This is a genomic window from Paenibacillus sp. FSL K6-0108 (assembly GCF_045040695.1).
Lineage (GTDB): Bacteria > Bacillota > Bacilli > Paenibacillales > Paenibacillaceae > Paenibacillus > Paenibacillus pabuli_B.
Window position 1 is genome coordinate 4116178 of record NZ_CP150288.1, and the last position, 12231, is coordinate 4128408.

13 protein-coding genes and 1 pseudogene are annotated in these 12231 nt (G+C 42.0%); 5 read left to right on the forward strand and 9 right to left on the reverse strand.

Going from position 1 to position 12231, the window contains the following annotated elements:
* Positions 1 to 3 precede the first annotated feature (3 nt).
* Complete coding sequence (locus tag MHB49_RS18625) at positions 4 to 387, reverse strand: DUF4180 domain-containing protein (RefSeq protein ID WP_247897595.1); 384 nt, start codon at positions 385 to 387, stop codon at positions 4 to 6.
* A gap of 171 nt (positions 388 to 558) precedes the next feature.
* On the opposite strand from MHB49_RS18625, the gene MHB49_RS18630 reads away from it, so the two are divergent.
* The gene (locus tag MHB49_RS18630) at positions 559 to 1602 is read left to right on the forward strand and encodes a MerR family transcriptional regulator (protein WP_405157175.1); all 1044 of its coding nucleotides are present in this window, start codon (positions 559 to 561) and stop codon (positions 1600 to 1602) included.
* A gap of 115 nt (positions 1603 to 1717) precedes the next feature.
* On the opposite strand, the gene MHB49_RS18635 is transcribed toward MHB49_RS18630, so the two are convergent.
* Together MHB49_RS18635 and MHB49_RS18640 are read right to left on the reverse strand one after the other, a co-directional pair.
* The gene (locus MHB49_RS18635) at positions 1718 to 3151 is read right to left on the reverse strand and encodes an acetylhydrolase (protein WP_405152513.1); all 1434 of its coding nucleotides are present in this window, start codon (positions 3149 to 3151) and stop codon (positions 1718 to 1720) included.
* 100 nt (positions 3152 to 3251) lie between these two features.
* On the reverse strand, positions 3252 to 3641 hold the full coding sequence (locus MHB49_RS18640) for a winged helix-turn-helix transcriptional regulator (protein WP_405152514.1): 390 nt from the start codon (positions 3639 to 3641) through the stop codon (positions 3252 to 3254).
* Between the two features lie 137 nt (positions 3642 to 3778).
* Between MHB49_RS18640 and MHB49_RS18645 the strand changes: the two genes are divergently transcribed.
* Positions 3779 to 4627: an N-acyl homoserine lactonase family protein gene (locus tag MHB49_RS18645; protein WP_405152515.1), complete on the forward strand. Its 849-nt coding sequence runs from the start codon at positions 3779 to 3781 to the stop codon at positions 4625 to 4627.
* Between the two features lie 271 nt (positions 4628 to 4898).
* Here the strand turns inward: MHB49_RS18645 and MHB49_RS18650 are convergent, their stop codons facing one another.
* The 5 genes from MHB49_RS18650 to MHB49_RS18670 all read right to left on the reverse strand — a co-directional run bounded on the left by MHB49_RS18650 (position 4899) and on the right by MHB49_RS18670 (position 8835).
* Positions 4899 to 5426 carry a DinB family protein gene (locus MHB49_RS18650; protein ID WP_405152516.1) on the reverse strand — a complete coding sequence of 176 codons (528 nt, stop codon included), beginning with the start codon at positions 5424 to 5426 and terminating at the stop codon, positions 4899 to 4901.
* 312 nt (positions 5427 to 5738) lie between these two features.
* Complete coding sequence (locus MHB49_RS18655; protein ID WP_247897600.1) at positions 5739 to 6122, reverse strand: hypothetical protein; 384 nt, start codon at positions 6120 to 6122, stop codon at positions 5739 to 5741.
* A 258-nt stretch (positions 6123 to 6380) separates the two neighbouring features.
* Positions 6381 to 6812, reverse strand: a complete 432-nt coding sequence (locus MHB49_RS18660) for a universal stress protein (RefSeq protein WP_405152517.1) — start codon at positions 6810 to 6812, stop codon at positions 6381 to 6383.
* Positions 6805 to 8049: a CynX/NimT family MFS transporter gene (locus MHB49_RS18665; protein ID WP_405152518.1), complete on the reverse strand. Its 1245-nt coding sequence runs from the start codon at positions 8047 to 8049 to the stop codon at positions 6805 to 6807. The genes MHB49_RS18660 and MHB49_RS18665 overlap by 8 nt, the downstream gene beginning before the upstream one ends.
* Before the next feature lie 219 nt (positions 8050 to 8268).
* A complete protein-coding gene (locus MHB49_RS18670; RefSeq protein ID WP_247897603.1) occupies positions 8269 to 8835 on the reverse strand; it encodes a helix-turn-helix domain-containing protein in 567 nt (188 codons plus the stop codon).
* A gap of 382 nt (positions 8836 to 9217) precedes the next feature.
* Here MHB49_RS18670 and MHB49_RS18675 point away from each other — a divergent pair, with 382 nt between their 5' ends.
* Entirely contained in the window at positions 9218 to 10165 is a 948-nt protein-coding gene (locus tag MHB49_RS18675; protein ID WP_405152519.1) for an NAD(P)-dependent oxidoreductase, read from the forward strand.
* 274 nt (positions 10166 to 10439) lie between these two features.
* On the opposite strand, the gene MHB49_RS18680 is transcribed toward MHB49_RS18675, so the two are convergent.
* On the reverse strand, positions 10440 to 10901 hold the full coding sequence (locus MHB49_RS18680) for a TetR/AcrR family transcriptional regulator C-terminal domain-containing protein (RefSeq protein ID WP_405152520.1): 462 nt from the start codon (positions 10899 to 10901) through the stop codon (positions 10440 to 10442).
* On the opposite strand from MHB49_RS18680, the pseudogene MHB49_RS18685 reads away from it, so the two are divergent.
* Together MHB49_RS18685 and MHB49_RS18690 are read left to right on the forward strand one after the other, a co-directional pair.
* Positions 10870 to 11040 (forward strand): annotated as a pseudogene (locus MHB49_RS18685) (TetR/AcrR family transcriptional regulator); the annotation flags it as partial. The gene MHB49_RS18680 and the pseudogene MHB49_RS18685 sit on opposite strands and share 32 nt — an antisense overlap.
* 83 nt (positions 11041 to 11123) lie before the next feature.
* Positions 11124 to 12170 (forward strand): FAD-dependent monooxygenase, encoded by a 1047-nt coding sequence (locus tag MHB49_RS18690; protein ID WP_405157176.1) that lies wholly within the window; start codon positions 11124 to 11126, stop codon positions 12168 to 12170.
* The last annotated feature ends 61 nt before the right edge of the window (positions 12171 to 12231 follow it).

The following is a 12231-nucleotide window of genomic DNA, read 5'->3' on the forward strand; positions in this document are numbered from 1 at the left end:
AAATTATTCGTTTGCTCTTGCAATCTCCTTGCTCAGTTGTTCAATAGCCTGACTTTCATCCGGAACGAAAAATATATCATTACCATTATTGCTTTCATAGATAAAGTCTTTAAGACTTTTGCTGGTATAACCTGAAAAATCACCAATAATCGCAATTTTGGTCTGGTAATTGATAAACTTTTGAAGCACTTCTCCAGCCAGACGAGTTTTCAGCTCAAAAAAATCTTCGCTTACTTCGGATTTGTTAACAATAATACGGTGACAATCGACTTCATATCTAACAGTTGCCATGAGATCGATAGCAGACTGAACATCTGTGATTAACTTCTCGCTACTCGTAACGTAAGCAATGCAAACTCCATTTTCGTTTATTTTTCTAATGTGCATCTTTCTTTCCCCCTCAATTCCAGGTAGCATATACCCAGATCATTTGTCCTGATGTGACTACCACATAAGAGCAAGTATACCGTCTCCAGTAAGGGGAGATTCAACCCTTGTTTTTGAGCTAATATGGATTGAGTCTCCCCTAACAGGAGATGATATACTACATTGACAGAGGTGAAGTTTATGCAGAAAAACCAAAATGAGTTATCTAGTATGCAAACATTACAACAAGAAACAGCAGACAGCGTTTTATTCTCCATTGGAGAGACTGCGCAAATGATAGATTCTACAGTAAAAACGGTTCGTTACTATGATGAAATACAATTAGTGAAAGCATCCTTTGTAAATAACCGTGGGTACCGCTTTTACACAACAGAGGCCATATGGCGTCTACAGCTAGTTAAAACACTTCGTGAACTAAGATTCGGAATTGAAGATATTAAGAAACTGCTTTCTGGCGAAATACCTATGGAAACGTCCCTGGATTGGCAAATAGAAACGTTACAAACGGAGGTTCAAGCACTGAATGGCATGATTGCGATATTGAATAATGCCAGAAGTTTAGTTAATCATTATAATAATGATTCCAAGAAGAATCCCTCCCCTTCTCTTTCGTACTTGCATGAATTAGTTCATATCCATAAGCAAAATCAACAAAACAGACAGCAATTTGTTATAACCAAAATAGAAGAAATCGGATTTATGTCAGATATTCCAGCAGAATGGAAAGATGCTTTTTTTTATTACTTTAACAAGTTCATTCTTCATCCGGGAAAATGGTCTGCCAAGCAACTCATGGCTTGGGAGGAGTTAAAAAAGCTGATTAACTCCCCTGAATTTATTGCTGATCTTCAAAGCGTGGAGTTCCTGTTCGTAAACATCGCCCAGCATCCTCTTTATGAGGCTAAGGAATGGGTCCGGCTCATGCAGAGTATCCAGAAACGATTAAGTATTGCCTTGAAAAAAAACTACGAACCTCATAGCAGTTATGTTCAAGCCATTGCTGACGATGCAATACAGCTATATTCCCATTCTAATGCGGCGTCTAACAGCAAGGAGATTCTTCAAAGGATAGAAGCCCACATAGACAAGCTCGAAACCAAAAACTTCAAACGATCTATTATGCTTTGTTCCATACTGAGTCCCGAATTTGAACAATTGTCCCAAAGAGACGACTTATTATTCCGGGGCTTGAGATGGAAGCTTCAGCAGATCTAACTGTAAGAAACCATAGAGAAGCCAGTCATCGTATACTGAAAACCATTTGTCAAACAACATCTGACAACTCGGTTGCAGTTTAGAATGACTGGCTTTTTACTTCCAGCTTTTCAGCTTATTTCTCGCCTTTTTCTAACGTAAACAGCGTATGCTCGCCTATATTTTGATCAAGCAGCTTCAATGGCTCCTGCTTCAAAAAGTGATTAAAGAAATCCAGCGTGTATGCATTGATAATCGGATATGATTTCTTCAAATTTATTCCTCCCATCCACTCAAATAATGGCGAGGTCAGGTACAGATCGGAGAAACCCATATGCGACATATTACGCAGTGTTAGCCAGTAATTTCCGCCATCTGTAATATGATCATATCGTTTGAACAAATCTGTCAAAGAGGCAGTGAGTGCAGGATCTTGAATATATTGCTCAAAATATCTGGATTGATCCGCACTCATCATAAGAAACGGTTTATTGATGCCCCCCTCAGGCACTCGCAGCTTTCCATAAAGCACGCCATCCATATTCAAAGCTGCCTTAATTCGATCATCAGACATTAACATTTGTGTACTTGTTGCCCCGCCAAAGGAATGTCCAAACATTCCGATACGCTGCAAATCCATTCGGCCTGTAAAACGATGATCGGGATCATGAGCATTCAGTTTTTCCACCTGATCTAAAACAAAGTTGACATCCTCTAGCCATATCTCATTCGTTTGATCCATCATCTCGACCTTCCCATCCAGACCTGGAGTAAAGTAAACAACCGTACCGTCGGAAAATGAGGAAACCGTACTGTTATAGGTGTGGTCAATACCTACGACAATATAGCCGTGACTAGCAATTTCCTCGATTTGGAATGTATTCTGATTTTTGTGGCCATTAAAGCCATGTGAAAAAATTAAGACAGGGTAAGAGGCTTCCTGATCTGAAATGTCCACATTTTCAAGTGAGTGCGTTTTCACATAACGTATACTGTTAAATAACTGCTTTGGCAAACCTAAAAGTCGGTGATAGCCTTCTGCCAATAATGCCCCGTCTTGTACGTATGGGCTTATATTCCCCTTTGAATCCTTCTTAGCTGGGTACCAAATCTGTATCTTAAGCTTACGTTTGTCACCAGCTTTTGTAGTATAAGTTTCCTCTCTTGTCTCATCTGTCCACTCATAGGATGTGGTTCCTACCTTATAAATTCCTGTTGGCTCGGAAAAAGTAAAAACCGGCAGTAATACTGGCAGCACTACAGCTCCAAAAGCATAAATGACAGCTGCCATTATTCCAATGATCTTTTTAATTAAACTTGGTGAAGTTTTTTTTTGCTGTTTAGACCATGGGAGTCTAGCTCGCACAAGGATATAAAGCGGTACAACAGCTAGGGCGTAAGCCGGAATGAGCTGCCAACGCATGCCTTCCAGTATTCCTTGCAGAAGAATGAAAATAACCGATATGCCAAGGCTAATCATTAAGCCTCGCTCTTTTTTCTCTTTTCCAACCAAAATCCATCCCAAAACCCCAATGTTCCAGAGGATGACGATAGCCTCCAGATTTCTCATATACCCAGCTCCTTTGTCGTGTTGCGACTAACTACTTAAGAGCAAGTATATGGTCTCCAGTAAAGGGAGACTCAACCCCTGTTTTGAACGATTCCTCAGGCTATCCTTGATAGGTAGAAGCAGAGTCATACTGAACTCGCGCCTCTACAACTTGAGTGTAATGTTCTCTCCCCCACTGCCTTAACTCTTTCATCGGCTGAAGCAAGGTTTCCCCTAATGTTGTTAGTGAATATTCGACAATTAAAGGTACTGTAGGCGTAATGTGTCGTTGAACCAAACCATCACGCTCCAGCTTGCGTACCGTCTGGGTAAGCATTTTTTTAGATATTCCCTCAACCCTACGTAACATTTCTCCATATCTGATTTTACCGTTTTCCATGGCATATATAACAAGTGCACTCCATTTGCTAGAGATGATATCAAGAACTTTGCTATAGCCGCAGTTAGATAACGAAATATCAGATTGTTTAGTTTTTGCTGAATGTGCCAAACCGTTCCCCTCCTATGCACGCTGAAGTTCCCAGGACACTTTAAAGTGCCTACTTATATCATTTTATTTTTTGGATTACTGTATGTCTATACCAGGGGTTGCCCTGTACTATATTCCTTTGAAGGCAGGTAAATAACATGACAAACATAATTAAAAAGCGTCCCAAGTTATATGTATTGGATAACGGTCGAATGAGCATGGATAAAAACTGGATCATCTCCATGCATAATCCAGCAACCATTAATAATCCGAATGCCCAGACACAATTTGTTGAATTTCCAATTTATACAGTGTTGATTGATCATCCTGAGGGAAAAATTTTGTTTGATACTGCTTGTAACCCCAACTCCATGGGTCCTCAAGGGCGCTGGGCGCAGTCAACCCAACTGTCGTCTCCGTGGGCAGCAAGCGAGGAATGTTACCTGCATAATCGTCTGGAGCAGCTTAGGGTTAGACCTGAGGAAATCAAGTATGTCGTTGCCTCCCACTTGCATCTGGACCATGCAGGATGCCTCGAACTGTTCACGAATGCGACTATTATCGTGCATGAGGATGAGTTTAATGGAGCGCTTCAGACCTACGCCCGCAATGAAAAAGAAGGAGCCTATGTGTGGGCTGATATTGATGCATGGATCAAGAACCAGCTGCAATGGAAAACAATCAAACCGGGAGAAGATAATCTGGAATTGGTGGATGGTATCAAAATCTTGAATTTCGGAAGCGGTCATGCTTGGGGAATGTTAGGTCTCCAGATCGATATGCCAGAAACCGGCGGAATCATTCTAGCTTCCGATGCCATTTATTCTGCGGAAAGCTTTGGTCCTCCGGTCAAGCCACCTGGTATAATCTACGATCTGATCGGTTACCGGAACACCGTGGAGAAAATTCGCACTCTGGCCGCTCGCACGAATTCCCAAGTCTGGTTCGGGCATGATGCGGATCAATTCAGCAGCTTGAGAAAATCTACTGAAGGATATTATGAATAACTCAACCTGGAAACGATTACTATTTTCACGCTGCTAAAAAACCCAGAGGAATGAAGTATACCTGAATCGTCGGGAACGTGGCGAATGGGCGGTACTATGATCACTCTGGTTTGTTAGTCCGAGTGAGGGGCTTAATAAGTCTCAATATGGATGCCGCAGTCTAAGGTATTATTTTCCCAGTCCAAGACTGCGGCTGATTTTATATTGAAGTGATCTTTCAAGGAGAATTGTTGGAAAACACCAAAAACTCCTCTGGCTTAACGAGAAGAAATCAACTCCTTTTTAGAATACCCAAATATGCACTCCAAGGTCCAACATCTGTCCTGTATCTCTCCGCCATGACCCTAACGATTTGCGCTATATGTGTAAAATCATGAACGACCCATGCAGAGAGCAGCTCCCTCAACTTAACGATGCCGAATTCCGGATGTAGGCCAGTCTTCTCCAGATTAGGATTAGAATAAATGATATCCTTGAGTGTGGAGATATTCTTCATTCTGATGCTGCTAAACTCTTGTAGTGCCTCTTCAACAGTTCTTTCGGAAATTTCCTTCAAGTGGGAGAAACGGTCGAATGCTGGAATCAGATTATTTTCCCCTTCAAGTAGAATGGATTCCACTCGCGGAATCCAGTTATGCTTCTCCGCTTCAATGAGATGTTCAACCACTTCGTGAGCATTCCAGGTTCCTTCACCTTCATTGCTTTGTATCCACCCTTCAGACAGACCTGTTAAGAAACTCTCCAGAGTTTGCGGCGTGCGCTCCAAAATTTCAATAGCTTCATTTAACTGAAAATTCATTTGAATACTCCTCTCTATCATAAATAATACATCGATGATTTCTTTGCTGCGCCACTTACTTTTTATGCTTTACAGGAGTCTCAAACAAAATCTTATAAAACTGCTGTATGAAGCCCTCATAGGGATTCTGCTAATAAGTTTCTTTCTTGAGCATTCGCCCCTGTTCCTGCTTGTCAGCAGCATTTTCTTTAAAATAAGTTTCATTTAAACATGACATCGCACGAACTTGTGACGATAACACGCAAAAATCCGCTAAATAGCGGCATCAACGGTAGTATGGTCTTGTCCCTTAACAAGTTTTTTGAAGGAATTTCAGGTTGATCTTCCTTTAAACCAAGTCTTCGACTCTTGGGAGCGCAGTTTCCAGATGACAAGCACAGGAAGAATAACACCGATGATGAATCCTACGTTTTGCCAGACCGCGAATTCAATCAAGCGCAGTCCAATCATGGCAACAGATAATGTGATTACAGCTGTTCGACTGGTGGCTGACGGGGAATTTAATAGAAAACCGACATACGCTGCAGCTAGCCCTACAACGATCATGGCAATACAAAGCCATTTCTTCAGAAAATCTAAACTGTTGATGGAGTAGATCCCATTAATGATGTTAACAAATGCAGCAAGGTACATCAGCATCTGGATTAGTCGAATGACAGCAGGCCGATGAGAGTCGATTCGCTTAGTATTATTCATTATATTCAAGTACTCCTTATCTTAATATTCAGAGCTTCTTGTCGTATCATTATTCTCATAATATGATTTGCATATTGCCGAGGAAAATACTCGATACAGCAACCATGATATTTCCAAAAGAATATGAATTGAAAGCTTCAGCATTTGATCAGCTAAAAGGATATAGAAACAGCGGCATTGCAGGACACAAATATCCTAGAATGCCGCTGTACGTTCCCCGTTAGCATATCAATGCATCATCTCTGCAGTATCGAGGAGTTAATGTACAATGAGGACTGGGCAACTTGATAGCTGTGAAACCTTGTGGCTGACACTTCCTAACATTATTTCTTTTATGCCACTTAGTCCACGGCTTCCGATAATAATAAGTTGCTGCTTAGTATCCCTTGCATATTTTAATATTTCATGTGCAGGGTTTCCCTTAAGATGAACTGTTTTCGGGCTAATCCCTGCAGATTCTAATTTGGATTTGGCTTGTTGTAATTGTTCCAAACTCGCTTTCTCCATTTCGTTCAATATTTCTTCCAAGAAATTCTCTGGTACATATGTCATGCCATTCGATACATATTCCTGGCTGACATGAATCAAGGTAACTTGAGTTGGTTTGTTTCGGGCTATTTCAACGGTTGCATCAAGAATTTTGTTCGTTATTTCAGCTTGATCAATGGCCACTATAATGTTTTCAAACATATTTATCATCCTTTCCGTGCAGCTCGTAACGATATCGGTTACCTACAAAACGGTTTCTTGCTGCTCCTAAACCAACTAAAAAGAGTAAGATCGAAGCGCCAAGCAGGATGAAAAGTGGCACGTTCCAACTATTTGTCGCATCATGAAGATATCCTATAAGGGCAGGACCGATGGCGGCAAGAAGATATCCGATCGATTGCGCCATGCCAGAGAGTTCCGCTGCTTGGTGCGCATTCTCAGTGCGTAACCCGAAAAACATCATGGCCAAACTAAAGGCGAAGCCTCCACCAATGCCGAGTACTATGATCCACAACAGAATGACATCGGAGCTTCCGTAAAGAAGTCCGAGCGTCCCCGTCAAAAGCAAAATGGTTGTGATGACCACTAACAAACGTTGGCTAGACATGCGCCCTGCAATAACGGGGACAATAAAAGTAAAGGGAAGCATAGCTAACTGCATGATCGAGAGATACCATCCAGATTGGCTGGAGTCAATTCCTTGCTGCTTTAAAATTTCAGGCAACCATGCGATCAACACATAGAAAACCATAGACTGTATGCCCATAAACATGGTTACTTGCCAGGCAAGCGGGGAACGCCAAACATTCACATCGTTGCTGGACATCTGCTGACTCGTCGTGGCTGTTTGTTTCGTTTGTTTTCTTACTTGGGGTAACCAACAGAGGATCGATACAAAGCTCAGTATCCCCCATATCCCCATTGCGCCCTGCCATTTTAGCCCTGCGTTCACGGCTAGCGGTACACTGATTCCCGATGCGATGGCTCCACATAAATTCATTGAAATGGAGTAAACTCCTGTCATGGAGCCAATTTTATCTGGGAAATCCCGTTTAATTATACTGGGCAATAATACATTACAAATGGCAATTGCGAATCCAAGAACTGTTGTCCCAATAAACAGATTAACTGCGCCAGATAAAGATCGTATTACAATACCAACAGTCAGAAAGATGAGGGCAAACAAAATGATACGCTCAACCCCATATCTTCGTCCTAGTTTCGGTACTAGAGGCGATAATAAAGCAAAGGCAAGCAAGGGTACCGTTGTGATCAGGCCTGCTAATGTATTTGAAATATGAACGTCATCCCTTATAAGGCTCACTAAAGGACCAACTGAGGTTAAGGGAGTACGTAAATTAGCTGCAATAACAATAATGCCGAGAATGATCAGCCCTATTGAGGATGGCATGAATTTTTTATTTTGTTTTGTCGACATTTTTTCTCTCCTTCCCGAATTCATTCGTATTGTTTGTTTCCTGCTGATTGAAGAAAAAATGCAATAACATCCGCGCGGACAACAAAAGTATATTATAATATATTATAATTAACAAGTAATAATTTATAATATACTATTTTTATCTAAACAACAAAAATACAACTCTGAATTCACGCCATGAATTCGGAGTTGTATTTAATAAGTAGAAATGATTGACTTTTAGAAACCATATTTTAAGGATATATGGAGCACTGTTTCACTTTCCGTATGGTTGGTATAAGAGTGAGGACAATCTGCACGAAAACTGATCGTATCATATTGATTCAATGTGTAAATCTCTCCATTAACTTGAATTTCAATGGAGCCAGTCATTACTGTCGCAATTTCAGTTGTATTTACATGATGACCTTCGGGATGATACGAGCTATTCGGCTGTAAGTAAGCCCTACACATTTCAATGTCGTTGCTTGCGTTTTTAAAAACGGGTTCAATGGTCCAATTTTTTTGATCATTAGAAAACCGCAGTCCCTCCCCTGCTCGATACAAATTCACAGAATCTTCTGATTTGAACAAAGCAAATAGGGGTAAAGATATGCCTTTTGAAATTTTCCATATAATCGCCACAGTTGGATTTGTTTCGCCGCGTTCGATATTCCCAAGAGTAAGTTTGCTTACGCCCGTTATTTCCGCTAAGTCGTCTAAGCTCATATTTTTTTCTTTTCTGTACTTTTTCAAGGCACTGCCCATTTGTAAAACAATTTGTTTTGATTCATTGACTTCATCCATTTCATATTCACCTCAACAATAAACTGTTATAGCTAGTATATTGTTTATCTAGATTCTTTTCCATACGATTAGTATTTGTTCATTCACTAGTAAAAAAAAAACGGTTTAATAGTGACACAGGAGGCAAAACAAAGTGACTTACCGCAGCTACTGTGAAAGATGCATTAATTCGGCCGCTTTGCTTATACTCTCGATCCGTACGATAGCTAAAACGCTTCACAAAATATTTGAGTTTTACAACATTATACTTTATGTTTAAAATTATTTTTAATAAAGACGAGGGGTCAAATCCTTTTCCACTGGAAAGTCCTTTAAAAGAGGTTGTACTGCCGATAAAGTTTATATTCGAAGAATGGTATAAGTTATGAAAGGTGGTTTAGCAATGAAGATTCTCATCGTTGGTCATTTTAACGAGACCTCAAAATCAAATATTGCAGAGTATTTTCCGCAAGACTGGAACGTTGTAATTGTCCCGCCCGGAGAAGAAATGCTGCATCATATTGAAGATTGCCAGGTACTCATCCCTGAACACATCAAAGTGGATCACAGCCTGCTTTCTATCGCAAAAAATTTAAAATTGGTACAGACAGGTGCAGGATTTGATAATGTCGATGTCCCTGCATGCACACAGCTTGGTATTTGGGTGGCCAATGCTGCAGGAGTGAATGCACAGGCAGTGGCCGAGCATGTATTGGCACTGATATTGTCTTATTATAAAAACATACCGTTTCTTGATTCGTTCATGAAAAACAAGATGGATGAAAATCAATTGGACTATACAGGGAGTGAATTAAAGGACAAAACAATTGGGATTATCGGTTTGGGAGCTATCGGAAAAAAAGTAGCTGCGTTTTGCAGGGTTTTTGATATGAATGTGCTGGCTTATGCGAGAAATGCTACTGTTCAATCGGATGGTTTTGTGAAAATGACGGATTTCGATACTCTTGTAAGCACATCGGACATCGTAAGTGTACATATTCCGTTGAACCAGCAAACCAAACAGCTGATTAACAAAGCGGTTTTTAAGAAAATGAAGAATACCGCTCTTTTTATCAATACAGCCCGTGGTGGGATTGTCAACGAAAGAGACTTGATTGATGCATTAAAAAACGGGGATATTTCAGGCGCATGCCTGGATGTGTTTGAATCTGAACCGCTTCCTATGGACAGTGAACTCCGGAATCTGGGTAATGTGATACTTACTCCCCATACAGCAGGATTGCCTGATGGTCGGAAATTTCACAAAAAAAGATATGATTTCTTTATAAAGAATATAAAACGTGTAGAAAATGGTGAAGAGCCTGAAAGCAAGCTCAATCAGATAGTATAGTTTTGGTGCAATAAAAATGAGTTGTCGGACGCAGCGATAATGCAGTTTCTTCTTTGTCTACATCTGTCTGAGGATGATCCTTTCTATTCGTATCATGCCGAGACATTGGCGGACATCAAGCATATGTTCTGAAAACAGTTGATGAGGCTAATTAAGATTAGCGCTCATCAACTTGGAAATCTTCTTTGAAACCTCTACACGCCCTCAGCATATATTTACGTTAAAAAAAGACTGGCTTCCCCACCAGTCTTTTTAACGTTAAGCAAAATCGCAATCAGTATGATGGTTGATTTTCGTTTTGAATGGTACGTGGTGCATAAGCGCAAAGAAAGACGCGTACGCCTTCAGTGATGATACGTTTGGTTTGTTCCTTCTCCATAGTCCCTGTTCTTCCAGGTTGATTAAATACCAATAAAAACGTTAAAGCAGCAAAGTGCTTGGTAGCCATTACAGGATCTGGCACATCGAGCAGTCCGGCTTCTCCAAACTCGGTAAACCTCCTGATAATCCCCTCTTCCGTTGCGTTATCCAGCTTATCTAAAAACGAGGATGGCAGGTTGGCGGCTTCCATTGTAACCAGACGGATCAAAGCGCTGTAATCGGACGAACCGTTCGCAGAAGCTACGAATTGTTCGCAGAATAAGATGAGCGCCTGCTCCAGATCCTCGAATTCCCAGAGGTAGTCTGATATCCCTTGCTTGATTATGTCCAGAACCGCCTCAGGCTCTTCAGACAAACGAGCTAAAATTATTACAGCGGCACGAGATCTGTTTCTTTCAGATGGGTTTGATCGCTCCAGCGTCGATGCGGTTGCAGCTAAAGCGGGGGTTTCCAAACGGACCGTTTATGATTATTATGGCGACAAACAGAACTTGCTGCTTGCTGTTGTGGAAGAAACCAGTGAGAAGAGCACATTCGCGCTTGTTATGTCGTCGGCGCTGACGGGGGCAAAAGCAATATCCGTAAGTTTATTCACTTGCCGCTGGTTGGAGAAACTTACGATCAGGAGCGATGGTATCTTGGCGATGTACGATTGGAAGGGTTGGATCGGGACCGTATCCATATCTGGACCTCTTCGGAGGGGATGGTCGGGGTGACGCCGCTGCCGAAATCCGATATTTGGCAGCTGCAGGCAACAATTCCGGCAGACATCGAAGAACCAGAGCAGCCATCGCTAGAGGCGTATCAAGCCATGTTTGACCGTCGGGCTGGGGCTGGACGTGTTCAGCTCACGGATGCTTCCTGGCTTTCCATCTACCGGGTCAACGTTCGCATGGTTGAATGTTACCGCAACGGCCGGGTCTTCCTTGCCGGCGATGCTGCTCATGTTCATTCGCCGGCCGGCGGTCAAGGCATGAATACGGGGATGCAGGACGCATACAACCTTGGATGGAAGCTGGATGCCGTTTTACACGGAGCGGACACCGCCTTGCTCGACACGTACGATGAGGAGCGCCGCCCTGTGGCTCAAGCTGTGCTCGAAGACAGCACAAAGAAGATGGGAATGGTTGTAGGAACGGCGACTGAAGATGGAGCGTTGTCCCAATCCTTGAGCAGCATATCCGACGATCTGACGAGTGGGCTTCTCATTTCCTATCGGTCAAGTCCTCTTACCCGCCCGTCTGCTCGAACGAATGTTACCCGTTCATTGCCCGGGGATCGTGCTCCTAATGCCGAGGGTCTGCAAGGTACAGAGTTTGCAGGAAGTGTATTTGACCTGTTGCGCGGCCCACACTGGACGCTTTTGGCTTTTGTAAACCGCCCAGATCATCTTTCTTTGGAGAACTTCACCTACGACGAACTCCATGTGCATTGCATCCTGCCATCGAACGTCGAGGGGTCGGAAGGCATAATAGACACAGCTGGGAATGCCTATCGAATTTACGATGTATCAAGTAATGAATTCGTATTGATTCGTCCCGACGGTTACATCGCACTGCGTACCTCCATTGATGCTACCGCATCGATTTCGAATTACTTGAATTCCATTTATTTCACAAACTGATTAAGACAAGGCCGGCAGGATTCTTTTCAACATCTCATATGCTGCCGGCTCATATATTCGT